The organism is Algoriphagus persicinus (genome assembly GCF_035156415.1).
In the GTDB taxonomy this organism is placed as follows: domain Bacteria; phylum Bacteroidota; class Bacteroidia; order Cytophagales; family Cyclobacteriaceae; genus Algoriphagus; species Algoriphagus persicinus.
In genome coordinates, this window is sequence record NZ_JAYEEY010000015.1 from 97,182 (window position 1) to 122,066 (window position 24,885).

Consider the following 24,885-nt stretch of genomic DNA (forward strand, 5'->3'; position numbering starts at 1 on the left):
CAACAATTCTCAAAAAGCCCTCTGGTAATTCCTTAGGGCTTTTTTGTGCCTGCAGTTTTATCTGTACTTGATTTTTTGTTGATACATTTTCACTTAACTTATTGGGCTGAATAAGACCATCCCCTATGACAAAAAGATTTTTACTCCTAGCTATTTTTGGTTTATTTCATTCCTTCTCCTCTTTTTCACAAATAGAATCTGCTCCTGACAGAGGCGAAGGAGATGGGCAATATGGTCGGTTGATTTTGAGAGGAGTAATCCTGATTGACGGTACTGGGGCGCCTCCTGTAGGACCAGTAGATATTGTCGTGGAGAAAAATAGGATCGCTCAAATTCAGGTGGTCGGTTATCCTGGGATACCTACCAATGAAGAGCGCAGACCAAAAGCAGGCCCAGACGATAAAGTTTATGAATTGGAAGGGCACTATCTGCTTCCCGGATTTGTAGATTCTCACGGACACATCGGCGGAAGAGGTCAGGGCACTCCGGCTGAATATGTATTTAAACTTTGGATGGCCCATGGAATCACCACTATTCGCGATCCTTCTGCCGGGAATGGACTGGACTGGGTGCTGGATCAAAAGAAAAAATCAGCTGCTAATGATATTACCGCGCCGAGGATACTTGCTTATACCAGTTTTGGGCAGGGAGCAAAAGTTCCAATTACTACAGCTGAGCAAGCAAAAGCATGGGTAAAGGAAAATGCGAAAAATGGCGCTGATGGAATCAAATTTTTTGGAGCCAACCCCGAAGTGATGGAAGCTGCACTATCGGAAAATAATAGAATTGGGCTTCGCTCAGCGATGCATCATCAGCAGTTGGATGTGGCGCGTTGGAATGTAATGAATTCTGCAAGGGCTGGATTGACTTCTATGGAGCATTGGTATGGTCTGCCGGAGGCCTTGTTTGAGAATCGTACCATTCAGGATTTCAGATTAGATTACAATTATCAAAATGAGCAGCATCGATTTGCCGAGGCAGGCAAACTTTGGAGGCAAGCTGCGCAACCGGGATCAGATCATTGGAATAAAGTGATGAATGAATTGCTTGAATTGGATTTCACTCTTGATCCTACCTTTAATATTTATGAAGCAAATCGGGACATGATGAGGGCTCGTACAGCTGAGTGGCATGAAGTCTATACGCTTCCTTCGCTCTGGAGGTTCTATGCTCCAAATAGGCAGTCACATGGCTCCTATTGGTTTGACTGGACTACCGAGGAGGAAGTTTTGTGGAAGGAAAACTATAGACTTTGGATGACTTTTGTGAACGAATACAAGAACAGAGGAGGGAGAGTGACGGCGGGCTCAGATTCAGGTTTTATCTATCAACTCTACGGATTTGCTTATATCCGTGAATTGGAATTGCTGAGAGAAGCAGGTTTTCATCCGCTGGAAGTACTTCGTTCAGCAACACTCTATGGGGCTGAATTACTCGGAATGGACAAAGAAATAGGCTCAGTAGAGGTAGGAAAGTTGGCTGATTTTGTGATTCTGGAAGAGAATCCATTGCAAAACCTAAAGGTTCTCTACGGAACAGGAGCGGTCAGAATCGATGAAAATAATAAACCAATACGAGTAGGTGGCGTAAAGTACACCGTCAAGGACGGAATTGTTTATGATGCTAAAAAGTTGTTGGGAGATGTAAAAGCGATTGTAGATAAGCAAAAAGAGAAAGAAGGCTTTACAATCACGCAGCCGGGATTGGATTGGTAAACAGAAATTGAATTTGGAAAAGAGTGGTCGCAGTCAATATTTGCTATTGGTTAATAACTCGAAAATATAAATCATCATGCCCCAAATCAATGTAAACGGAGTTGATATTTTCTACACGGATCAAGGAATTGGGGAGGAAACGATCGTTTTTTCACATGGCTTGCTTTGGAGTCATAAGATGTTTAGAGATCAAATCGAATTCCTTCAATCGAGATTTCGAGTGATTGCATATGATCATAGAGGTCAAGGCCAAAGTGAAGTGACTGGCCCATTTGATATGGATACACTTTCTCAGGATGCAGCGGAATTGATCAAACGATTATGTGATGGTCCAGTACATTTTGCTGGCCTTTCGATGGGTGGCTTTATAGGGCTGAGGTTGGCGTCCAGATTTCCACAACTGATTAAAAGCTTGATTCTTATGGAAACTTCAGCAAATTCTGAGCCTGTAGAAAATCTTCCCAAGTACAAAACCCTTAATGGACTAGTGAAATGGTTTGGTATAATGCCTATAGTATCAAGCAAAGTCATGAAAATCATGTTCGCAGAAAGCTGGCTCAAAAATTCGCTCAATTCTGAGAAAATTGATTATTGGAAATCAGAATTGAAATCGAATAAGAGAAGTATCTCTGTGGCAGTGGAAGGAGTGATTTATAGAAAAGGAGTGGAAGATGAACTGTCTAAAATTACTTGCCCCACGATGATAATAGTGGGAGATGAAGATGTCGCCACCACACCGGTAAAAGCAAAGTTTATCCAAATGGGCATACCCAAGTCGAAATTGCATAGCATACCGGGTGCTGGCCATAGCAGTAGCATAGAAAAGCCCAAGGAGATCAACCGCTTAATTGGTGATTGGCTGATAGAGAGAAGTTGATTTTAGCACTAAGTCACTATTCATTGCGTGCTCTTAAGACCTTTAAAAGGTCTTTTTTATTTTTTCCAAAAAAGAATTCAGAATTGAAAACCTTTTGTTATATTTACATGTATATACATTAAATACATAATCAAAGAAATGGGCAAGATTGAAGATGCGATTCAGCAGAAGGAATTCAAAGATCCTTTCAATAAGTTGGTAGTAAATATTCTTTACAGCCAGAGTTACTTGACTACTGCCCAAAATGGTTTATTCAAGCCGCATGATATTTCACCCGAACAATATAACGTCTTGAGAATTCTGAAAGGACAAGCTAATGTTCCTACGACAGTCTCTTCGATTCAAGAACGAATGCTCAATAAAATGTCCAATGCAAGCCGCTTAGTGGAAAAGCTAAAGAGCAAGGGACTTGTGATTCGCACTGAGTGCCCAAATGATAGAAGGCAAGTAGATATTTTGATTACCCAAAAGGGAATGGATTTGCTTCAAGCTCTTAGGCCTCAAGTCGAGGCGGCAAATAAAAATTTTATCCATCTGAATTTGGAAGAAATCGATACGTTAAATGAGCTTTTGGATAAAATGAGAGGATAAAAAATTTATCTAAATATGTGTATATACAAATAATATCAATACAAATAAAATTTCAACTTAAACAAAAAGAATTATGAGTACTACAAAATGGGTTATCGATCCCACACACTCTGAAGTATCTTTCAAAGTAAAACACTTGGTAATTTCCACCGTTACAGGTTATTTCAAGGAATTCGAAGGTAAGGCTGAAAGTGCTACAGAGGATTTCGAGGGGGCATCAGTTTCCTTCTCAGCAGATATCAATAGTATCGATACCAATCAAAAAGATAGAGACAATCACTTGAAATCCGCTGATTTCTTTGACGCAGATAATCATCCTAAATTGACTTTCTCTGGGAAATTCAATAATTCTGGTGGAGATTATAAGCTAATTGGTGATTTGACCATGAGAGAAACAACCAAAAAAGTGGAATTAGACGTTGATTTCGGCGGAGTAGCCAGTGATCCTTATGGTCAAACTAAAGCAGGTTTTGAAATAGAGGGTAAAATCAACAGGAAGGATTTCGGACTCTCTTGGTCCGCAGTGACCGAAGCAGGAAGCGTGGTCGTTAGTGACCAAGTGCGCTTGCTCTTGAATGTTCAGCTTGTAAAGCAAGCTTAAGTAACTTTAACCTTCGAGGATTAAAAGGCCTCGGAGGTTTACAAATTTCTTCAACCATTTTCACTTTCAACCATGAAACCATTGATCACAGGAATTCATCACATCACTGCAATAGCTGGTAATCCTCAAGCAAATATCGATTTCTACACGGGGATTCTTGGATTGAGACTGGTGAAAAAGACAATCAATTTCGACGCACCGGGTGTTTATCACTTCTATTTTGGAGATGAATTTGGAAGGCCAGGCACTGTATTTACCACCTTTCCTTTTACTGGTGCCCGAAAGGGAACAAAGGGAGTTGGTGAAGTTACTTACACTGCTTTCTCGATTCCTTCTGAATCCTTGGAATTTTGGATTGATAGATTGAAAAAATATGGCATTACCGTGTCTGATGTTCTGACGCGATTTGGTGATAAGTTGATCCGGTTCGAAGATCATGACAGCATGGGGATTGAGCTAGTAGCGAACGATGAGGATGATAGAACTGGCTGGTCTTATGGCCAAGTGCCAATCGAGCATTCTATTAGAGGTTTCTACGGAGCTACATTGAATCTACGATCAAAGGATTTGACTGAGAAGTTGCTCACTGAGCTCATGGATTATCGTTTCATCGGGGAAGAAAATGGCAGATTCCGCTACGGAACAGCTGGCAAGCCGGGAGATATTGTGGATATCGTACTTGACAAATCTGGAAATCCAGGCGTTCAAAGTGCTGGAACGGTGCACCACATTGCTTTTAGAACAGAGAATGCAGCCTCACAACTTCAAGTTCAGGAGATTTTGATGCAAAGTGGATATCAAGTGACGGAAGTGAAAGATAGAAATTACTTCACTTCCATCTATTTTCGGGAGCCTGGAGGAGTTCTTTTCGAAGTAGCAACTGATGAACCAGGCTTCGCTATTGATGAGGACGAAGCTCACTTAGGCGAGTTGATCAAATTGCCAGACTGGGCAGAACCTAATCGAGAAAAACTAGAATCAAGTTTGACTCCAGTAAAGCTAAATGTAGAGTCTTATGTCTAAGATAAAAACAGGAGGAACCCCATTGGCGCAAGCAAAAAAGGCTGCGATTCTGATTCATGGAAGAGGTGCAAATGCAGAAAGTATTCTTTCGCTAGAGAAGTATCTGAAACTAGATGATTATGCGCTGTTAGCACCCGAGGCTGATGGTGGCACGTGGTATCCCTATAGCTTTATGGCTCCAGACGAGGCAAATCAGTCTGCTTTAGCAGGATCGTTGGAGAAGATAAAGGAAGCATGGAAGCAGATTGCTCAAGCAGGTATTTCTGCTGAAGATGTAGTGCTGATTGGCTTTTCACAGGGAGCTTGCCTGAGTCTTGAGTTTGCTGCGCTCCATGGGCAAAAGCTGGGGGGAGTTATTGCTTTCACAGGAGGATTGATTGGTGAAGAGATTCAGGAGAAGAAATATTCTGGTGATTTTAAAGGCACTCAAATCTTTATTGGAAGTAGTGAAAAAGATATTCATGTGCCTCTTTCCAGAATAAATGATTCAGGAACCCTACTGAGCAGGATGGGTGCAAAAATGAAATTGATGATTTTCGAAGACTCAAATCACACCATCCGCAAGGAGGAAATTGATTGGGTGAACGAAAATATATTGTAAATAGGTTTTCTTAATTCAAAAAATCCTCTGGCAGTTTGTCAGAGGATTTTTTTTTGTCCACTTCCAAAAAAGAAACTGTTTTTTACGTAAAATTACTATCAAAATCCTCTAAAAATTATTATGTAAATATCTGATTATGAAATAAATATGATTTGTAGTAAGAATTACTCAATATATTGAGTAATTTTACATTGTATAAAGAGTAAAGAGATGAGCTATCAACGACTGGAGAAAAATCAAATACAAAAACGCCTTAGTTATGAGCCTAGAATGTCCATCCAGGTGATCTACGGCCCACGGCAAGTAGGTAAAACTACGTTGGTTCGACAGATCATGAAAGATATCAATTGGCCACATACGCTGGTAGCCGCTGATGCAGTTCCGGCGACTGATAGGCTATGGATAGCCCAGCAATGGGAAAATGTGCGGGTGAAACAACATGCATCTCCTGAGATACCCTATATTCTGGTGATTGATGAAGTGCAAAAAATCGACAACTGGAGCGAGCAGGTCAAAGCTGAATGGGATAAGGACACCGCTGAAGAGCGAGATATTCGAGTTGTACTGTTGGGTTCCTCCAGATTGATGTTGCAGCAAGGGTTAACCGAATCACTAGCAGGTAGATTCGAATCTACATACTTGGGGCATTGGTCATATAAAGAGATGAAAGATGCTTTCGGGCTTTCGCCAGAAGAATATATCTGGTATGGTGGATATCCTGGAGCTATTATCCTAAAAGAAGACGAAGATCGGTGGAAGAATTATGTGCGGGATGCGCTCTTGGAAACCAGTATTTCTAAGGATATTCTTATGCTGACCCGTGTGGATAAGCCAGCGCTCATGAAGCGGTTATTTGAGATTGGATCATCCTATTCGGGGCAAGTTTTAAGTTTCACTAAAGTTATGGGTCAACTCGCTGATGCAGGAAATACCACCACGCTGGCTAATTATTTGGAGCTATTGAATGAGGCCGGCTTGCTAAGTGGAATGGAAAAGTATAGTCCTAATCTAGTAAGGAAGCGCTCATCAAGTCCTAAATTCATGGTGCATAATACTGCAATTATGTCCGGTATTTCTAATGAAACCATGGAAACACTGCAAGCTGATCATCGTGCATGGGGACGATGGGTGGAGTCTGCAGTAGGCGCACATCTGATAAATCAGGCTTTCAAAGAGAGAAAGTTGCATATTTATTATTGGAGAGAAGGAAATGATGAAGTTGACTTCGTCGTGGAATATAAAAAGCGTGTGATTGCTCTTGAGGTTAAGACTTCAAGAGTAGGGGGATTAGCGGGGCTAAATACTTTCACGAAAACCTACCATCCAGAAAAGTCACTAGTCATCGGTTCGGATGGCATTCCTTGGGAGGAGTTCTTGCAGATGGATGTGCTAGATCTATACAGTTAAAAAGACAGTCTAATGGCTGTCTTTTTTAAATTGAAAGGCTAATAATCTTGTGAACAAGAAGGATACAGCTCAATTTATGTCATTTTTTATCCTTAAAAATTATCTTATAAATTATTGATAATCAATAGTTAATATGTGTTTTTAATAATTTACTCAATATAATGAGTAAATTTACTTAGTATATTGCATAAAATATTTACCGAAACGAATAGCTCACCTGTGAGCCTCGCTCTGGATCAAGTTCTACATTAGCAAAGACACCGATTTCCTGTTGTAGATCTTCCACATGACTGATGATTCCGACGATTCGATTTTCGTGACGGAGTGATTTCAGTGTTTCGAAAACTACGCGCAGCGCATTTTTATCTAAAGCACCAAATCCCTCATCCATAAAGAAGAAACTTTGATCTGCCTGATTGAGTGCTTTTACTTTCTCCGCAAGAGCCAGAGCAAGACAAAGTGATGCCTGGAAAGTCTGTCCTCCAGAAAGTGTCTTAAGCAATCTCCTTTTACCGCCATTCAAATAATCAATTACCCAAAATGTGTTGTTGTCATCAATGTCCAAACTAAGTTGGTTTTTGCACAGCTTCATAAAACGGACATTTGCAGTATTGCAGAGTTCTTTGAGGTAAATCGAGCTCACAAATTTCACAAAACCACTTCCCCGGAACATATTGTCAAGCTCTTTCAGATAGCTTTCCCTGATTTCCAGTTTGGCGAAATCAGCCTGAAGAATCTTCTTTTCTGCTAGTTTAGTCGTTGTTTCCTGGATTTCCTTGTCGAGCAAGTGAATCTGTTTTTGAAGAGATTCGGCCTTGATTTTCAACTCAGCAACTAATGCAGATAGCTCTTGAAATACTTGCTCTTGAAAATCAGTAACTCCTTTTTCGGCTTCCAATTCCTGAATTCTATTCTCAGCGATGGCCAGCGCCTGATCAAACTGATTGATTTCTCGAGCTACTTTTTCCGCATCCATTGAGTGTTGGAATAAGCGTATCAGCCGCTCTTCGTCTGTGAATCCATGCTGAATTTTCAAAGCTTCAAATTCAGAATTCAACTTTTGAAGTTTCTCAAAGCTTTGATCGCGAAGCTTTCGGAAATTCTCCAAATCCGCCAGGTTAATATCTCTCTTACTGCGTGTCTCTCGGAGATGCTTTTGTTTTCCATCCAGTGCTTGAATTGCTTTTTCAATGTCAGATTCTACCCCCTCAATTGTTGAACGAATCATTTCCGTGCTTTTTTGGAAGTACTGTTTACAAAAAGCCATGTCTCTGATTTCTTCCTTTTTGGAGGAGATATTGGATAGTACTGATTGCAGTTTCAGCTGTGCTTGGTGAAGCTCCTTTTCTGATTGATCAATAAATTTCCGTTCTGTTTCCCAAGTTTTTCGTAAGGATTTCACTTCTTGTGAAAGTCGCTCACGAGTCTGATTGCTCTGCTCCTGCGTCTGGATTTTCGCCTGCAAAGCCTCGTGAGAGTGTATGTCAAGTTGCGATAAATTGGCTTTGATTCCAGCAAGATTCTGTATCAAATCTTGTGTTTCATTATTCTTAGAACTTAGGCTTTTCTGATGGTTTCCTAGTTGAAAGACTAATTCACTGTGGGCGGATTTAGAAGCTTGGATGTGTTCGAGAAGTAACTTTGCATCTCGTATTTGACTTGTTTTTTGCTCCAAACCATTTTCTGTATCACCTTTAAGTGGATTTGGATGCTCCAAGGATCCGCAAAGTGGACAAGCCTCTCCATTATGAAGCAAAAGCACATGGGCGGTAAGTCCCTGCTTTTGCAACAAGAGATCCCGTTGCTTTTCGAATTCTTGAATAGTCGTTTTCTGAGTAGCAATCCAGGTTTCGAAAGAACCTTCATTAGTGGGAATTGACATTTTTAGCGTTTCTATTTTCCCTTTACAAATATTTAGTTCTTGATCTGCTTCTTTGGCTTCAAATTGAATTTTGCATATTTGATTTTCAATAGTTTTCCATTCTTTTGATGAACTGATCAGATGGGCTAAATCAGAACTGTCTGTGACGCTGATCTTTTCGGCTTCAATTTCTAGCTCAGCGATTTTTGTTTCCAGTGACTGCTGAGCTTGTTTTTTGCTCTCTATGTTTGGTTGTAAACTAATCAAGGTAGCATTCGATACTTCACTCTGAGTTTCTAGTTTTTGAATTTCTATGACTTTCTTCAAATCCCGGATTTTGCTTTCCCGCTGTGGTCTTTGCTGATTTTTCTTTTTGAGGTCTACTTCTTGTTCTTCCAACTCCGCTACTTCCTTGGCAAACTCAATTTTGAAGCGCTCACAATCAATCACGCTTACTTTATACTTTTCAAAATCCGCTTTAGTATCTCGTGCCTGTTCCCATACGGGACGGAGATAGGTTTTAGCAATGATGAATTCAGAATATATCTGGCGCTGCTTTTCTATCTCTGGGCGCTTTATAGAAAGATTTTCCCGCTCAGTTCTGAATTTCTGTAATTGTTGGTTTTTACCTCGTAGGTTTTCTTGTAGGCGAACGTTCGATTCTGCACTTTTTAGCTTTACAGAAGCTTCAGCAGACTTTGTTTTTAGCTCGGAAAATTGACTTAGTTTTTCAACAAGAATGGCCTCTGTGGAATCTTCTAAACCTTGCAATTGAGTTTCTAGCCTGATTTTTTGCTCTTTGACGGATTTTAGTAAAATGCCTGTTTTGTAGGAAAGATCAAATCGCTCCAAACCGAAAAGTTCCTTCATCATCTTCGCCTGATCCATCGGTTTCTGATCGATGAACTCACGGAATTTTCCCTGCGGGATAATTACAGTCTGCTTGAAGTGTTCTTTTTTCATACCGATGATCTCCTCAGCTTTCGCAGTAATCGGCTCCCAGTTACCTGCTACTTTTTCATAGAAAGTGTGTTCGGCAGGCCGGATATCTTCGAATAGCTTAGAATTTCTCTTTGCAGAATAGCGGGCCAGATAGGTTTTTGCATTGTTTCTTCCTGAGCTGAATTCAAAGTTCAACAGCAATAGATCGCTCTGTAGATTGACCATGCTGTTCTTTTCTCCTCGATCAGAAAGACGCTCTGTGCTTCCGTAAAGTACCAAAAGGACAGCCTCCAGAATGGAAGATTTACCACTTCCCACTGCTCCAAAAATCCCAAACAGTCCCGCCGCCGTCAGCTTGTCAAATTCAATAGTCTGCTTCTCTTTATAGGAGTACAATCCCTGAATGTCGAGTTTAATAGGGATCATGCTTCTTCGTTTTGGCTGATGACTTCTTTGAAAATCGTGAGTAATTCCTCATTTGGCTTCTGGCCTTTATCAGTTTCGTAGTACAGTTTGAATAGACTTTCCATGTCTTTTCCGAGATCTTCTACTTGCAAACTTTGATTATCCCGCCCCAAGGGATTTTTAATCTGGGGGATCAAGTTGACAATGCCATCGTGGGCTTTCATAATTGCTTTTCTAGTCGCTGCCTCGATAGAATTGTCGGTGACATAGGTCAATTCTACAAAGCAATAAGGATTTTCTTCTAACCAAGCTAAGGTGTCGGGCAGGTTATCGAAAGTTTTACGAAAAAGTGTCCTTCCTTGGGTCAACCCAATTGGGCTGTAATTTACGGGTTTGCAAGGCTCGGCTTCGATGATCACCACTTGCTTCTGCTGATCCGCTTCGCTAAAAGAGTAAGCGAGAGGAGAACTGGAATACACGACGGGACAATGCTCATGTCCCACAGCATGGTAGCGGTGCAAATGCCCTAAAGCTGCGTATTGGATTTGTGGAGGGATATTGCGGGTGAAAAGTGCCTGAGTTCCACCCACGTGAAGAATCGGCCGCTCGGATTCGGGTTCAGCCTCCTGTTTTTCACCTTCTTTCATAAAGAAAAAATGCCCTGCAAAGAGATTCACTCCCTGTTCGTCACAATACTGATCAGCTATTTTGGCCCAATTTGTACCCATTAGATTGCGGAATTCTTCTTCTCGATCTCCTTCCCCTAAGTAGGTTTTCATGGATACTTCGTTGGCATAGGGTGCCAAAATGATTCGTATTGGGAAATCAAATTCCGGTAGTTTCATTTCTACGAATCCCATATCGGCTTGTGTTATTTTTATGCCATTGTCCAGCTTTCCGACAGGGATTATGGTGTCGTATTTTCCATAGAAAAAAATGCCCATTTCCCTGGCCAGTGGATCTGGAGCTTCTACAAACTGCGTGCTGTCATGATTTCCTGAAATCGCAATAATTGGCCTCTTCCCTCCATTGGTTAATCGGCGGAGTGATTTGTATAGTAATTCTACTGCTTCATGACTTGGATTGAAAGTGTCAAAAATATCACCAACAAGTAAAATCAGATCTACATTTTCCCGATCAGCAATAGTCCTTATTTCTTCCAATACCAATTTTTGCTCCTCTAGTCTAGAGAATTCCTGAAGTCTTTTTCCCAAATGCCAATCTGCTGTGTGGAGGATTTTGATCATGTGTGGTCTAAAAATGAATGAATAACTAAGTTACTTCAGCGAATGATTTGCTGCAAGCCAATTGAAATAAATGACATTAATTGGCATCTTTATTGAAATGGCAGGCGGTAATTCAGGATATACTATGTGGAATTGGCTTCTTTTTTTGGTTGCGTCACTCATGCCGGAATATTCTCAGCCGGATATGGCTGCAGATGCTTTGCTAATTCAAGAGGGCACTGCTAGTTTTTATGGGCGCAGATTTCACCTGAAAAAGACTTCCAATGGCGAGATTTTTCATGTGGACAGCCTTACAGCAGCGCACAAAACTCTTCCATTCAATACCCGGGTCAAAGTCACACGGGGGGACACAGGGGAATTTGTCTGGGTAAGAGTGAACGATCGACTTCCTAAAAACTCAAGACGTATTATTGATTTGTCTAGAGCCGCCGCTACTCAATTAGATCTTCTCAATGATGGAATTACTTCAGTAACTATAGAAGTAGAAAATCCAGAAGAAATAGAGCGACTTATTGAATATTTTGGAGATTATCCACCTGCTACTATGCGTCTTCGTCCCGTGGAAGATGCTATCATACTTTCTCCACTAGAAATTGATAAATCAATTCCATTATTATAGGATCATTGACATACTTTGTGCAATCAAGATTTTGACATTGAAGAATTAATTTCGTAATGGCTGAAATCGCTATTTCAATGAAAAGCCCTACCCTCGTACTTTTTGATTTTTTACTAGTCCCATTCTCTGCCTGTCAGGAAAACCCGGAAAAGGCGGGAGGCCAAATGGCCTTGATTACAAGTGTTTTCGGGCCTAATAAAATGTGATTTGCTGTTTTGTATCGGGATTACTATCTTCCATCAACTATATGGAGGGTTTTATCGTTAAGCCCTTTCTACCCTTTATCGACTCCCATCACTACACATGAATATTTTATCAGTTTCAAACCTGAGCAAGGTTTATACTAGTGGCAGCAGAAAACTGACTGTCTTAGATGAAATTACTTTCGACATCAAATCAGGAGAAATTATTTCAATAGTTGGCCCCTCAGGTAGTGGCAAGACGACTTTACTAGGTCTTTGTGCAGGATTGGATTCCGGAACTACAGGAAGTGTTGTATTAGCTGGGAAAGCTATGGAGGAGCTCTCAGAAGATCAACGCGCAGCCGTACGGAATCAAAGCGTGGGCTTTATTTTTCAGAATTTTCAGCTTTTGCCTACCCTGACTGCACTGGAAAATGTGATGGTGCCGCTTGAGCTAAAAAAACGTAAAGATGCCCGTCAAAAAGCGCAGGAACTTCTCAATAAAGTCGGTCTTGGAGACAGAGGAACACATTACCCCACGCAACTTTCCGGTGGAGAGCAACAGCGTGTTTCGATTGCAAGAGCTTTTGCCAATGAACCAAAAATCCTTTTCGCAGATGAACCAACAGGAAATCTGGATACTGAAACAGGCGAAATGATCGAGAAATTGATCTTTGACTTGAATACCGAAGAGGGAACTACGTTGGTTTTGGTGACACATGATTTGGAACTGGCAGCCAAAACCCAGCGCATCATTCACATTAAAGGGGGTAAAATACAGGAGGGTGCAGATGCCTGATTTTGGATGGATTATTAAGATGGCTTTCCGGGATTTCCGGAAAAACATCTCTAGACTTTTGCTATTTGTTTCTTCCATCGTGGTAGGAATCGCCGCTTTGGTGGCAATAAGCTCATTTGGTGAAAACCTTACCGCTGATATTAACAATCAGGCCAAAGAGCTTTTAGGGGCTGATTTGGTATTGGAAAACAACAAACCTGTAGGCGATCAACCGATTGATAGCGCTGCGACTCAGATGGCTTCAGAGGTCAATTTCGCAAGTATGGTGGCTTTTCCGGAGACGGGGGCTAGCCGCTTGACTCAAGTCCGTGCGCTTGAGGGAGATTTTCCATTTTATGGTTTTTTTGAAACAATCCCAGCTTCAGGGGATGCGGATTTCCGCTCTGGAGGGAAAAAGGCGTTGGTGGAAAAGACACTGATGGCTCAGTTCAATGCCGAAGTGGGAGATCAGATCAAAGTCGGCGAGGTGCTTTTCGAAATAGTCGGAGAATTGCAAAAAGTACCCGGTCAAACAGGAATTACTGCGACTGTGGCACCTGCCGTCTATATTCCAAAAGCTTACTTAGAAGAGACTGGCTTAGTGCAATATGGAAGCCGGGTGGAATATAACAACTATTACCAATTTGTGGCAGGTACCGACGTAGAGGCGCTGATCAAACCCTATGAGGATCAGTGGGAAGAAGAACGAGTAGATGCCGATACAGTAGAAGATAGAAAGCGTTCCACTGGTCGTTCATTTGCCAATCTTTCCAATTTTCTAAGTTTGGTGGCTTTTATCGCATTATTGCTTGGCTGTGTGGGAGTGGCAAGTGCGGTGAATGTCTTCGTGAAAGAAAAATTATCTTCGGTGGCGGTCTTGCGCTGTCTGGGTGTTTCTTCCATAGATGTATTATTGATTTATCTGACTGAGATCATGATTATGGGATTAGTCGGAGCGTTGTTAGGTGCATTTCTCGGAACACTGCTTCAGTTTGTTTTGCCTGCAGTGTTTGCAGATTTTCTTCCAGTGGAAGTTTCATTTGGGATTTCTTGGCTTTCTGTGGGATTCGGAATTATTACCGGATTATTTGTCTCTGTGCTTTTTGCTTTATTGCCTTTACTGAAAGTGAGAAATGTATCTCCAATGGCGACCCTGAGACCCGAAACCGGTGATTCAACTATTTTTAAAGACCCATTGCGCTGGTTGGTGATTGCAGGGATTCTTGCTTTTATCTGGGGCTTTAGCTTTTACCTATTAGATCGTGTTGATTTCGCTTTTGGCTTTACCGGATTTGTGGTGTTTGCCTTTGGGATTCTATGGGGAGTTGCCCAATTGATTATCTGGGTGGTTAGACGATTTTTGCCGATCTCATTCGAATATACTTTGCGCCAATCTTTGGCTAATCTGTATAGGCCAAATAACCAAACAGTTTCGTTGATTGCGACGATAGGTCTGGGGACTGCGATGATTTCTACACTATTTTTCCTACAAACCCAACTCTTGGAGGAGGCTAAGTTTGCAGATAAGGAAGATCAACCGAATATGTTGCTATTTGATATTCAAACAGCTCAACTACAGGACATAAAAGCCAAAATAGTATCCAGGGATCTACCGATCATGCAGGAAGTCCCCATTGTGACCATGCAGCTAAATGAGATCAATGGAGTAGGTAAAAAAGAAAATGAAGAGCTGCCGGATGAGGAAAATTATTCCCGCTGGCTGTATAATAGAGAGTTTCGTGTGACTTATCGGGACACGCTCATTTCTTCGGAAACAGTAGCTTTAGGGGAATTACTTCCCTTGGGTGCCAGAGGAGATAGTGTTTTTGTGTCTTTTGAAAAAGGTTTTGCAGAAGGAAATGGGATGAAAATAGGAGATGAGGTAGAATTCAATGTGCAAGGACGCCCTATCAAAACCTATATTGGGAGTCTACGCGAAGTGAAGTTTACTCAGGTTTCCACCAACTTCCTTGTGCTATTTCCAGAGGGCGTGTTGGATCAGGCACCGAAGTTTCATGTGCTGATCACCAAAACCAAAAATGACCGGGAAGCAGCAGATGTGCAGGCTGAGATCGTTCGGGAGTTTCCGAATATTTCCATTATCAACTTGGGGACTATTGTGGAGACCTTGGAGGAGATCTTAGGGAAAATCAGCTTTGTAATTCAGTTTATGGCTTTTTTCAGTATTGCCACGGGAATACTAGTGCTGATCAGTTCACTGATTATCAGTAAATATCAGCGGATGCGGGAGAGTATTTTGCTACGCACGCTGGGAGCTAGTTCGGCTATTGTCAGTAAAATCAATACGCTGGAATACTTTTTTTTGGGAAGTTTGGCATCCCTGTCGGGGATTATTTTGTCTTTTGGGGCTACCTGGCTTTTGGGTGAATTTGTATTCAATATTTCATTCCGAGGAGCTTGGCTAGAAGCTTTTATTCTTTATCTGGCAATCACAAGTTTGACAATTATACTGGGTTGGCTAAATGGTAGGAAGATTATCAACCAGCCGCCAATGGAGATATTGAGAGGGAATTAGTAAGATATAATTATACGCAATGATGCCAGTGGCCTCATATTATTTGGTTTACTGGAAGAAAGACCGAAGACGTCCCGATGGCTATCGGGAGACCGAAGTAGCCTTAATGCTAGAGTTTACTATATCCTTTATTGCTTTACTTGCAGAAAAGCAGATATACACATGATAAGGTTTGAAATTTGATATGTACATATCTTATTAGCCGTTATTTGGTTAGATTAGTCTGAAACATCTTACGTATTACATGTTATGGAAATAGATGCTATAAAAATTAAAATCGTTCAGGATATCTTAAATGTTCAGGATGCTTCTATTTTGGCTGAAATAGAAGAAGTGTTAAAATTGAATAATAGTAGCGTATCCGCGAAGTCACTTGATCCAATGACCCCTGAAGAGCTTACTTCTAGGGTGGAGGAGTCTATGGCAGATTACAAGGCTGGTAGGGTTAAGAGTTCTCAAGAGCTTTTGAAAAAATATGGCCAGTGAGTATGTAATTACTTGGACTGATTTTGCTGAAAAGCAATTAGACTTAGTATATGATTATTATTTGCATGAGGCAGGATATGGAGTTGCTCGAAAAATTGTACTGAACTTGGTTCGTAGTGTTGAAATACTTAAAAAGTTTCCTGAATCTGGACAGGTTGAACCTTTATTACTATCATTTCAAGATGAGTTTAGGTATTTAGTTGAGGGGAATTACAAAATCCTATATTTTATTGATTCAAAATCTATTGTAGTTATTGATGTATTTGATACACGGAGAAATCCCGCTTCCATTATGAGAGGGGTAGAATAATCAATCGATCAATAATGATGTCTACACTGTGCAATCTCCAATGACCCGTCTTTGACTCGATACACTAGTCGATGCTCTCGGTCAATTCTTCGTGACCATGCACCGGCTAGTTCGTGCTTCAGTGGTTCGGGCTTCCCAATTCCAGAAAAAGGAGTGCGTTGACATTCTTTAATTAATGCATTGATTTTCTTAAAGATCTTTTTATCGGTAGCGTTCCAATAGAGGTAATCCTCCCAAGCTCGATTTGAAAAAATAATGTTCATCTGCTGGGGGGTGCTATTCATCTATTTCAATTAGATCCCTTTTTATTCCTCCTCCTTCATCCAATTCTTTGATCGCTTCCATCAATCTCTCAGCATTTTTAGGACTGCTCATCAAGTAGTAAGTTTCCTGCATGCTTTCATAGTCGGACTTGGATAAGACGACAACATCTTCGCCATTTGCGCGGGTGACGTACAGGGCTTTTTGGTCGTTGACCACCTCGTCGAGATGAGACTTTAGATTCTGACGAAAATTAGAGTAGGTAGTGACATCCATGATTTTCAGGTTTTTACAAAGATAGGAAGTTGTACGGGATGTTGTACAAGACAGTTCTTCCTAATATTAAAATACCCTTAGACCCTATTCATATCTAAGGAGTTTGGCGGGATTAATCATAGAAGCTTTAATGATCTGGAAGCCTACGGTGAGGCAGGTGATTGCTAGAAGCAAGGCTATCGGAAGCAAATAAACCCACCAAGTAATGTCTATTCGATAAGGGTAGTTTTCAAGCCATTTTTCCATTGTAAACTTAATGATCGGTATCGCAAGTATTCCCGCTGCTAATACCATTACCATAAATTGTTTCGAAAGTAAAACTATTATCTGGCCAACAGAGGCGCCCATTATTTTCCTTACCCCAACCTCTTTTATTCGCTGGTTGATGGTGAGCAATGTGATTCCATACAATCCCATACAAGCGACAACTATGGCGAGAAGAGTGAAAGCACTCAGCAACTGTCCATATTTCTGATCAGCTTGATATTGACTGTTGAAAAAATCATCTAAAAAGAAAAATTCGAATGGCTGATCGGGAAATATAGAATTCCATGCATCCTGAATCAGCACTACATTTTCTTTTGCATTTAATCCACTAATCTCATCAAATTTGACAGAGACATATTTATAGGGGAAGAAAGTAGAGGTGTAAGCCACTGGATAGTTGGATTCTTTATACGAAACTGCCCTGAAATCCACGACCCCAACAATTTCAGCTTTCGCCAAATTTTCATTCCCCCAATTGACTTCCCTTCCTATGGCATCTTCAGGATTTTCAAAGCCCAGAATCTGAACAGCTTCCTTGTTTAGGATCATAGAGTACTGATTGTCTACTCCCTCAATAAAATTTCTTCCTGCTACCAGATCAACCTCGAAAGTTGGAATAAAATCGTAATCCATCCTCGTGAAATATAGCGTGACAAGTTCTTCCGGATTTTTGGAATGTCTAAAATTTGGCATCAAACTCAGATGTTCTTTTCCGGGTATATCGTGTGAAGCAGTGATGCCTTTTACCTTTTCATTAGCATTGAGTTTGTCTCTAAAAGTGGCCAGTTTTCGTGTGAATACAGAGTCTGAGCCGGGAGGGCCAAAAGTAGCCTGGGTATTGACAACTATAGTACTTTCAATATCAATTCCCAGGCTGCTGTTTTTCATTAAGATAAGCTGTCTGTAAGCGACTGTAGAGGCAGCGATCAGCCCAATGGAAATCAAAAACTGAAATACAATCAGTCCATGTTTAATGCTAAAAATTGGCCCCTTCTGATGGTGTGAATAACTGCCTTTTAGCGCAAGAATAGGCTTGTAGGAGGAGGTTACAAATGCAGGATAGATGCCGGCTAGTACACTGCCTATAACTATCATGGCGAGTATCGCCGATAGAAATTCAGTATGGATAAAAAGGGAAAGGACAGACTGTCCGCCCGTAAATGATATAATGTAAGGATCCAGCAAATACAAGAAAAGACATGTGAGGGCAAATGCGAGCAGGTTGATTACCAGCGACTCGGTTAGAAATTGCTTGATAAGCTGTGCTCTTCCAGATCCGATTACCTTTCTTACGCCCACCTCTTTTGATCGCTCAAGCGAGCGGGAAATGGATAAATTGATAAAGTTAATCCAGGCTATAGCCATCACAAAAATTGCTATAGCCAATAAGGCGTAGACGATTTTTGCTTCGCTGTTGGGCTCTGCCTCTGCAAGCAACTTGGAATTTAGATGAATGGATGTCAGCGGCTGAAGGGAGAATGCAGAATTGATGCTGTTGTTTACATTGCTTGCTTTATATTTTTCGACAAATGATGGGAATTTTGCCTCCAATACTGAAATATCAGCATCAGGAGTTAATAAAAGGTAGGTGTAAAACCCGTCCCATCTCCAGTTTTCATTGTCTCCACCGCTTTCTTGACTTGATACTTCTTGCCAAGCAAACAAGAAGTCAAATTTCATATGGGCATTCTCGGGAACATCCTCAAAAACGCCTACAACCTTATAATTCTCTGCATAGTTGTGACTAATGGTTTTTCCGATAGCAGATTCGTCTCCAAAATATTTAGATGCAGTGGACTGGGAAATCAAGACCGTCTTTGGCTCCAAATGTTTGATTTCTGAATTTCCTTCTATGATAGGGAAGGAAAACACCTCAAAGAAATCCCCCTTTACATGATAGACTTCCTTTTCGGCAAACCTTAGCATTTCTCCATCATCTGCCAAGTGAGTCATGACTATATCGGATTCCGCACTGATTCTGAACATAGTGGTGTAATCCTCTACCTCAGGATATTCATTCATCATGGCCTCACCGGTTGGGATAAAGGTTTGGGCTTTTTGGTATTGGAGTTCACCATCAATATAGCGGTCATGTTGGACGCGAAAGATTCTGTCTGACTTTTCGTGAAAGCGATCATAACTCAATTCAACTCTAACATACTGGAGGATAATAAGACAGGCTGTCATTCCCAAAGCAAGACCTAGTAAGTTGATGGCGCTAAAGACCTTATGCTTTAAGATATTGCGATAAGCAATCAGCAGGTAGTTTTTCCACATTTTCTTTGGAGCTTGGTTGAAAGAGCCAATTTATTACCCGTAATCATGCCAGAAAAAGGAATGTAATAATGCCTAAAACCAGATTTTTTCTTTAATTAGGCCTGGATGTTCGAACAATAATGTCCGTTAACGAACGAAAGTTAAATAAAATGAAGACTAAATTTTGATCATATGGAAGGTTACGTCACTCACCTTTTAGAGGATATAGCGGAAGGCCATCGCCCATCAGACTATTTCCGAAAAACAAAGAAAAACACTGAAGAAGAGGATTTGGAAGAAGGACTTGAAGAATCTGAGAAATTTGTGATTCAGGAGCCAATGCCTGGATTTTCAAGTTATTGCGGATTAAAGAGAGAAAGCTTTCCTCCTAAAGAAAAGCTCTCTGAAAGTCAATTGGCTAAAGTGACAACAGCTTTCATAGCGATGATGAATTCTTGGAATTTGCAAGTGGCGTTTCCAGACGATCTCCCTCAACAAAGAAGATATGAGCTGCTTTTAGATATTTTAGTGGGTCCGGTGATGATTTTCAAACATGGATTTTATTGCTTTGACTTTTGTACCGGCAACCCAGAAGGGTGTGAGTTAGGTGAATATTGTCCTTGTTTGAAGAGTGAATATTATAATCCTTGAAAAAAATGGGTTGGTTTGATAACTCTTCCAAAGTTTTGAACTTTGGAAGAGTTTCTATTATAGAACATGGAGGTCAAACAACTTCTATCATTCTGCCTTAGCTATCATCCCAATAAACTCCGTCACTCCTACAGCCTCAATATCTCCTTTCATCGGGAATCTGTCAGCACCCGAATAAACTACATATTTTTTAGTCGCTCCGATATCTTCACAGGCTCTGTGAAATCCTGAGCTGATCGTCGGCGCACTGGATTTTTTGATTTCTATTCCCCAGATTTCGGTTGATCCAAGCTCAAGGACCAAGTCAATCTCTGCTTGATTGCTGGATCGATAATAACTTGCTGTCCATAGGGAGGAGAGGCTATTTAGAATGTTTTCTACCACAAAACCTTCCCAACTTGCCCCCACAGCAGGATGTCCGAGCAAGTGGTCGAATGTATGGGTATTCAGTAGATTATGTAGTAATCCGGAATCTCTAAGGTAGATTTTTGGGGTTTTGACCAGCCTTTTTTTTGTATATCCAGACCAGGGCTGGACTTGTCGCACCATAAAAAAGTCCTGAAGTATATCCAGGTATGTCTTGATCGTGGTATGACTGACTTCCAGGCTTTTTGCAATAGTACTTAGGTTGACCTGTTGGCCATGGTAATGGGCCAACATCGTCCAAAACCGCTTCATCCGGGCAGCAGGTACTTGTGGCCCAAAGAGCGGAATGTCTTTTTCCACGTACGTAGAAATAAAATCATGTCTCCAGTTCCAGCTTTCTCCTTCCGAATCAGCAAGATAACTGTCAGGAAAACCACCTCTAAACCACAGCTTTTCGACATTGAATCCTAGGGAGTCATTTTGATAAAGTTCTGTAGCTGTAAAAGGAGTCAGTTCCAGGTATCGGATCCTTCCAGCCAAGGTCTCGGAAGATTGCTGAAGCAATTCCTTGGAAGCTGATCCCAAAAGAAGAAAGTGTCCTGCCTTTTCCCCTGCCCGTTTACGGATATCCACTAGTCCTCGAATTATTCTAAACAAATCCGGTTTTCGCTGCACTTCGTCGATTACCAACAGTTGATTTTCAAATCTACGGAGGTAGCTTTCCGCATCGTCCAGCTTAGCCAAGTCAGAATCCAACTCCAAATCCAGATAATGGACAGGCTTATCCAAAAGTGGCTTAGCAAACTCCAGCGCTAATGTGGTTTTCCCAACCTGACGAGGCCCCAAAATGACCACTACAGGCATTGAATTCAGGCTTTGGATCAACTTGTGTTCAAGTATTCGATGGATCATGATAATTGCATATAACTTTCAATTTGCATTAAAAATAGTAAAAAACCATGTAATTTGAAAGTTTAACTTTCAAATTACATGGTTTTTTAAATGAACTATTGAAGCTCCTGACCTCAAATTAAGGCTGTCGGAATTACTCACCTCAAAAATCTAGTTATTTAAGGTGAGCACCGAAAATAACCTCAAACCTAGGCTATCCAGTGTAACTCACCTCAAAAAACCTCAAAAAAAGAAAAACCCTCTCTACGTAAGTAAAGAGGGTTTGTACCCAGAGCCGGAGTCGAACCGGCACGCCCGAAGGCATTGGTGTTTGAGACCAACGCGTCTACCGATTCCGCCACCTGGGCATTCGGTTAGTCTGGTCTTACACCTGACTTGGCTCCATCACTTTCGTAACGGGATGCAAATATGAGGAAAGAATTTTTTTTCTACAAACTCAATTTTCTACTTCTTCCAGTTTTTTCGAACTGAAGGCCTGAGGCTTCTCTGAGAAAAGGGCTTTTGTAAAGCCCCAAACGGATTTAAAAAGCTTAGAATCACGGTATTGATTTAGTGCTTCCTCACTTTCCCAATGGCTATAAGTCATGAAAATATTTTTTTCATTCTCATCCTGCCAGAGTTCTAAATGAGTGCAGCCGGGGCAATTCCGGATGGCGTGCTTATTCATCTGGAAATTCGCTAAGAAATCATCCACTGATTCTGGTCTGAAAGTCATTCGTACCACCCTGATTAGCATCAGGCTTCGAAGTTTATATACACGACACTATCGTATTTCAGTCCGAGTAAATTCCCACCATGACCATGATTGATTCCGATTTCCAATAGGCCCAAACTGTTGAAGAATGCAAAACAGTCTCCTGGTTCTACCTGATCGTAGCCTTTGTTCAGTTTGCTGACAGATTCTCTACCGAATTCGATAGTGAATTTGCCTGGATTCAATTTATCGAAAACCTCTTTGCTCACGTTGGTGATTAGGTTGCCATAGCGATCCACTCGCAGCACATGTCCGATTATATGCTCACGGGTTGCCTTTGGATGACGGGACATAAGCTTTCGGAAGTTTTTCAGAGGCGCACCAAAATCATGAATAGCAGCTCCACTTGCTACTTTCGCAGCGATGGGAGCTAGAATATCTTTGGTAGGGAAAGTTGAATCTTTCAGGTGTATATCCGCAAACTGTACCAAAATACCCGGATCATGGTCTGCCAGTAAACTTAGGATTCCATTATTTGGGCCGATAAAAATATGCTCTTCGAGTTTTACGCCTATGTATCCATGGGTGATGCTACCGGTGGTGTTTAGAGATACCAAGTGCACGGTTCCTTTGGGGAAATCCCGGAAGGTAGATCGGAGCACAAAAGCAGCGTGGGCAATATCAAATGTGTCGATATTATGAGAAATATCAATGATGTTTAATTGTGGATTTACGGCAAGCATTTTCGCTTTTACTGCCGGTACGTAGTAATCTTTGTCCCCAAAATCCGAGAGGAATGTCACCAATGCCATAGAAGCAAGTCAATTAAAATTTATGTACTTTTGTTAAGGAGGGCTGCGGACAAAAATAGAAATTTTATTCTTCTGCCCTCAACGAAAATCTAATCAATAGAGCTAATCAATAGAAATAGTTTGGTCGAAAAAGTAATCACGTTAGAAAATGTCCCCTTGGCTGAGTTTTTAGGCGAAGCCAATGAGAACATCCGGCAGATTGCCGCTGCCTTTCCCCAAAGTAAAATAATTTCCCGAGGTAATGAAATCAGAATTCAAGGCGGAGCGCCTGAGATTCTGAGAATTAACGACGTACTAAACCTTCTCCTGGAGCATGTAGATCGCTTTGGGCATATCACTCCGGAGAATGTGAAGGATTATCTGGATGTCGAGGGCGTTCCTTTCGAAGAAGCCAATCGGGATCAGGTAATTGTATTTGGCAATAAGGGACTAGTAATCAAGCCTAAATCCCCCAATCAGCGAAAACTGGTAGAGTCAGCCATGCAAAATGATCTGGTTTTTGCCTTAGGCCCTGCGGGTACGGGTAAAACCTACATAGCAGTTGCTTTGGCTGTTCGGGCTTTGAAAAACAGAGAAGTCAAGCGGATTATAATCACCAGACCAGCGGTGGAAGCAGGAGAAAATCTTGGGTTTTTGCCAGGTGACCTTCAGGAAAAACTGGATCCTTATTTACGTCCGATTTACGATGCGCTCCAAGATATGGTGCCACCGGAAAAGCTTAAATACTATCAGGAAACCCGTGTGATTGAGATTGCCCCTTTGGCTTATATGCGCGGAAGAACGCTGCATGATGCGTTTGTTTTACTGGATGAAGCGCAGAACACAACAAATGAGCAGATTAAGATGTTCTTAACCCGTATGGGGCCGAATTCTAAAGTAATTATTACAGGAGATCAGACGCAGGTGGATTTACCCGTGAGACAAAAAAGCGGTCTTTCAGAAGCCCTAAAAATCCTGAAAGATGTCAAAGGAATCGGAGTCGTAAATCTGAGTGGTAAAGACGTAATCAGACATAGATTAGTTAAGTCCATCATTGAAGCTTACGAGAAAGATCACCATCAAAAAGAACTACAAAAGGATGAATCTGCAAGTAGAAAAAATAATCTGTGATGATCAGTTGAAATTAGCATACTGGATCAGAGAGCGGGTTTTTGTGATTGAGCAAGGTGTAGATCCGAAGGCCGAGTATGATGAGTTTGAAAGTCAATGCACCCATTTCCTAGCTGATTTTGACGGTAAGCCAGCGGGCACGGCACGATGGAGATTTACCCCAAACGGGATTAAATTGGAGCGATTTGCAGTTTTGGGAGAAGTTCGTGGCAAAGGAGTCGGCCAAGCATTGGTAGCGGCTGTTTTGGAAGATATTAAGAAAAATCCTGATACTGATGGGAAGGAAAAATACCTGCATGCTCAGCTTTCTGCAGTGCCCCTCTATTCAAAATTTGGATTTGAAAAAGTAGGGGAGTTGTTTGAAGAGTGTAATATTATGCACTATAAAATGAAATTGGCTTAAGTATTGAAGCATATTTGGTAACTAATTATAGAAATGAAAAAATCAATTTTTACACTTACTCTAATTCTAGCCTTTATAGCTTCAGGATTTGCACAAAATGTGATTTCTAGCAGCAGTGGTTCCACCCCAAGTAATGGAGGTTTTTCGAATGAAATTCATGCGAATTTTGTCACTCTAATTTGGTTTGGTTCTGTGGAAGTCGGATACGAACGTTATTTGAGTGATGATCATTCCTTAGAATTCAAAGGGCTCATTAACGATAGATTTGGTTTTAATAATGAAAACAATGGGAAAAAATACAAGACTAATTCTTTGCAGGCCTCTATGAATTTTTACTTCGGTAATAACATAAATGGACGTTTTTTCTTATTCCCATTGGCTAAAGTTCGATTTGGGGATTTTGAAGAACCTGCTAACGGTGGTGGAGTACAGACTACAGATATGACCGCTTTTATTTTAGGTGCAGGGGTTGGATATAAGTGGGAGGTATCTCAAAACTTTGCTTTTGGACCATTTGCTAGTCTAGGCAGAAACTTCAGTGATGATGTGTCGGATCGCTTTACAGGAATAGAATTGAATGCAGGATTCAACTTGGGATATAGGTTCTAAGAATCTCCTTAAACTAATAATACAGAGAGCCCGTTTTGGGCTCTTTTTTTATTTCAGATGGCAATTAGAATTGTGCGTTTTTTCTAA

25 protein-coding genes and 1 tRNA gene are annotated in these 24,885 nt (G+C 41.1%); 17 read left to right on the top strand and 9 right to left on the bottom strand.

Annotated features, from left to right (window positions below; genetic code table 11):
- The first annotated feature begins 125 nt into the window (after positions 1 to 125).
- The 7 genes from U3A58_RS13190 to U3A58_RS13220 all read left to right on the top strand — a co-directional run bounded on the left by U3A58_RS13190 (position 126) and on the right by U3A58_RS13220 (position 6,815).
- Positions 126 to 1,715 carry an amidohydrolase family protein gene (locus U3A58_RS13190; RefSeq protein ID WP_323823987.1) on the top strand — a complete coding sequence of 530 codons (1,590 nt, stop codon included), beginning with the start codon at positions 126 to 128 and terminating at the stop codon, positions 1,713 to 1,715.
- 76 nt (positions 1,716 to 1,791) lie between these two features.
- A complete protein-coding gene (locus U3A58_RS13195; RefSeq protein ID WP_323823989.1) occupies positions 1,792 to 2,592 on the top strand; it encodes an alpha/beta fold hydrolase in 801 nt (266 codons plus the stop codon).
- A gap of 138 nt (positions 2,593 to 2,730) precedes the next feature.
- Positions 2,731 to 3,183: a MarR family winged helix-turn-helix transcriptional regulator gene (locus U3A58_RS13200; RefSeq protein ID WP_323823991.1), complete on the top strand. Its 453-nt coding sequence runs from the start codon at positions 2,731 to 2,733 to the stop codon at positions 3,181 to 3,183.
- 73 nt (positions 3,184 to 3,256) lie between these two features.
- A complete protein-coding gene (locus tag U3A58_RS13205) occupies positions 3,257 to 3,784 on the top strand; it encodes a YceI family protein (RefSeq protein ID WP_323823993.1) in 528 nt (175 codons plus the stop codon).
- Between the two features lie 72 nt (positions 3,785 to 3,856).
- A complete protein-coding gene (locus U3A58_RS13210) occupies positions 3,857 to 4,807 on the top strand; it encodes a ring-cleaving dioxygenase (protein WP_323823995.1) in 951 nt (316 codons plus the stop codon).
- Positions 4,800 to 5,408: an alpha/beta hydrolase gene (locus tag U3A58_RS13215; RefSeq protein WP_323823997.1), complete on the top strand. Its 609-nt coding sequence runs from the start codon at positions 4,800 to 4,802 to the stop codon at positions 5,406 to 5,408. Before U3A58_RS13210 ends, U3A58_RS13215 begins: the two co-directional genes overlap by 8 nt.
- 210 nt (positions 5,409 to 5,618) lie before the next feature.
- Positions 5,619 to 6,815 (top strand): ATP-binding protein, encoded by a 1,197-nt coding sequence (locus U3A58_RS13220; RefSeq protein WP_323823999.1) that lies wholly within the window; start codon positions 5,619 to 5,621, stop codon positions 6,813 to 6,815.
- A gap of 196 nt (positions 6,816 to 7,011) precedes the next feature.
- On the opposite strand, the gene U3A58_RS13225 is transcribed toward U3A58_RS13220, so the two are convergent.
- Positions 7,012 to 10,044, bottom strand: a complete 3,033-nt coding sequence (locus U3A58_RS13225) for an SMC family ATPase (RefSeq protein WP_323824001.1) — start codon at positions 10,042 to 10,044, stop codon at positions 7,012 to 7,014.
- The gene (locus U3A58_RS13230) at positions 10,041 to 11,270 is read right to left on the bottom strand and encodes a metallophosphoesterase family protein (protein ID WP_323824003.1); all 1,230 of its coding nucleotides are present in this window, start codon (positions 11,268 to 11,270) and stop codon (positions 10,041 to 10,043) included. Before U3A58_RS13230 ends, U3A58_RS13225 begins: the two co-directional genes overlap by 4 nt.
- A 70-nt stretch (positions 11,271 to 11,340) precedes the next feature.
- Here U3A58_RS13230 and U3A58_RS13235 point away from each other — a divergent pair, with 70 nt between their 5' ends.
- From U3A58_RS13235 to U3A58_RS13260, 6 genes are all read left to right on the top strand, one after another.
- On the top strand, positions 11,341 to 11,889 hold the full coding sequence (locus tag U3A58_RS13235) for a septal ring lytic transglycosylase RlpA family protein (protein WP_323824005.1): 549 nt from the start codon (positions 11,341 to 11,343) through the stop codon (positions 11,887 to 11,889).
- Between the two features lie 303 nt (positions 11,890 to 12,192).
- Entirely contained in the window at positions 12,193 to 12,870 is a 678-nt protein-coding gene (locus U3A58_RS13240) for an ABC transporter ATP-binding protein (protein WP_323824007.1), read from the top strand.
- Positions 12,863 to 15,385 (top strand): ABC transporter permease, encoded by a 2,523-nt coding sequence (locus U3A58_RS13245; protein WP_323824009.1) that lies wholly within the window; start codon positions 12,863 to 12,865, stop codon positions 15,383 to 15,385. Before U3A58_RS13240 ends, U3A58_RS13245 begins: the two co-directional genes overlap by 8 nt.
- A gap of 19 nt (positions 15,386 to 15,404) precedes the next feature.
- On the top strand, positions 15,405 to 15,551 hold the full coding sequence (locus U3A58_RS13250) for a hypothetical protein (protein ID WP_323824011.1): 147 nt from the start codon (positions 15,405 to 15,407) through the stop codon (positions 15,549 to 15,551).
- A gap of 83 nt (positions 15,552 to 15,634) precedes the next feature.
- A complete protein-coding gene (locus tag U3A58_RS13255) occupies positions 15,635 to 15,871 on the top strand; it encodes a hypothetical protein (RefSeq protein WP_323824013.1) in 237 nt (78 codons plus the stop codon).
- Entirely contained in the window at positions 15,861 to 16,181 is a 321-nt protein-coding gene (locus U3A58_RS13260; protein WP_323824015.1) for a type II toxin-antitoxin system RelE/ParE family toxin, read from the top strand. The genes U3A58_RS13255 and U3A58_RS13260 overlap by 11 nt, the downstream gene beginning before the upstream one ends.
- 8 nt (positions 16,182 to 16,189) lie before the next feature.
- Here the strand turns inward: U3A58_RS13260 and U3A58_RS13265 are convergent, their stop codons facing one another.
- From U3A58_RS13265 to U3A58_RS13275, 3 genes are all read right to left on the bottom strand, one after another.
- Complete coding sequence (locus U3A58_RS13265) at positions 16,190 to 16,444, bottom strand: Txe/YoeB family addiction module toxin (protein WP_323824063.1); 255 nt, start codon at positions 16,442 to 16,444, stop codon at positions 16,190 to 16,192.
- A gap of 13 nt (positions 16,445 to 16,457) precedes the next feature.
- A complete protein-coding gene (locus U3A58_RS13270) occupies positions 16,458 to 16,718 on the bottom strand; it encodes a type II toxin-antitoxin system Phd/YefM family antitoxin (protein ID WP_323824017.1) in 261 nt (86 codons plus the stop codon).
- Positions 16,719 to 16,802: 84 nt separating this feature from the next.
- Positions 16,803 to 19,262 carry an ABC transporter permease gene (locus tag U3A58_RS13275; protein ID WP_323824019.1) on the bottom strand — a complete coding sequence of 820 codons (2,460 nt, stop codon included), beginning with the start codon at positions 19,260 to 19,262 and terminating at the stop codon, positions 16,803 to 16,805.
- Positions 19,263 to 19,532: 270 nt separating this feature from the next.
- Here U3A58_RS13275 and U3A58_RS13280 point away from each other — a divergent pair, with 270 nt between their 5' ends.
- Positions 19,533 to 19,892, top strand: coding sequence for a hypothetical protein (locus tag U3A58_RS13280; protein ID WP_323824021.1), 360 nt, complete (start codon positions 19,533 to 19,535; stop codon positions 19,890 to 19,892).
- An 87-nt stretch (positions 19,893 to 19,979) separates the two neighbouring features.
- Here the strand turns inward: U3A58_RS13280 and U3A58_RS13285 are convergent, their stop codons facing one another.
- From U3A58_RS13285 to U3A58_RS13300, 4 genes are all read right to left on the bottom strand, one after another.
- Positions 19,980 to 21,170 carry an ATP-binding protein gene (locus tag U3A58_RS13285; RefSeq protein WP_323824023.1) on the bottom strand — a complete coding sequence of 397 codons (1,191 nt, stop codon included), beginning with the start codon at positions 21,168 to 21,170 and terminating at the stop codon, positions 19,980 to 19,982.
- A gap of 265 nt (positions 21,171 to 21,435) precedes the next feature.
- Positions 21,436 to 21,517 (bottom strand) — tRNA-Leu (locus U3A58_RS13290).
- A gap of 89 nt (positions 21,518 to 21,606) precedes the next feature.
- On the bottom strand, positions 21,607 to 21,906 hold the full coding sequence (locus U3A58_RS13295; RefSeq protein ID WP_323824025.1) for a putative quinol monooxygenase: 300 nt from the start codon (positions 21,904 to 21,906) through the stop codon (positions 21,607 to 21,609).
- Positions 21,906 to 22,676 carry an SAM hydrolase/SAM-dependent halogenase family protein gene (locus U3A58_RS13300; RefSeq protein ID WP_323824027.1) on the bottom strand — a complete coding sequence of 257 codons (771 nt, stop codon included), beginning with the start codon at positions 22,674 to 22,676 and terminating at the stop codon, positions 21,906 to 21,908. The genes U3A58_RS13295 and U3A58_RS13300 overlap by 1 nt, the downstream gene beginning before the upstream one ends.
- Before the next feature lie 120 nt (positions 22,677 to 22,796).
- Between U3A58_RS13300 and U3A58_RS13305 the strand changes: the two genes are divergently transcribed.
- The 3 genes from U3A58_RS13305 to U3A58_RS13315 are packed head-to-tail and all read left to right on the top strand — an operon-like array spanning position 22,797 to position 24,798.
- The gene (locus tag U3A58_RS13305; RefSeq protein ID WP_323824029.1) at positions 22,797 to 23,786 is read left to right on the top strand and encodes a PhoH family protein; all 990 of its coding nucleotides are present in this window, start codon (positions 22,797 to 22,799) and stop codon (positions 23,784 to 23,786) included.
- On the top strand, positions 23,755 to 24,189 hold the full coding sequence (locus U3A58_RS13310; RefSeq protein WP_323824030.1) for a GNAT family N-acetyltransferase: 435 nt from the start codon (positions 23,755 to 23,757) through the stop codon (positions 24,187 to 24,189). The genes U3A58_RS13305 and U3A58_RS13310 overlap by 32 nt, the downstream gene beginning before the upstream one ends.
- A gap of 33 nt (positions 24,190 to 24,222) precedes the next feature.
- Complete coding sequence (locus U3A58_RS13315; RefSeq protein ID WP_323824032.1) at positions 24,223 to 24,798, top strand: DUF3575 domain-containing protein; 576 nt, start codon at positions 24,223 to 24,225, stop codon at positions 24,796 to 24,798.
- Positions 24,799 to 24,885 lie beyond the last annotated feature (87 nt).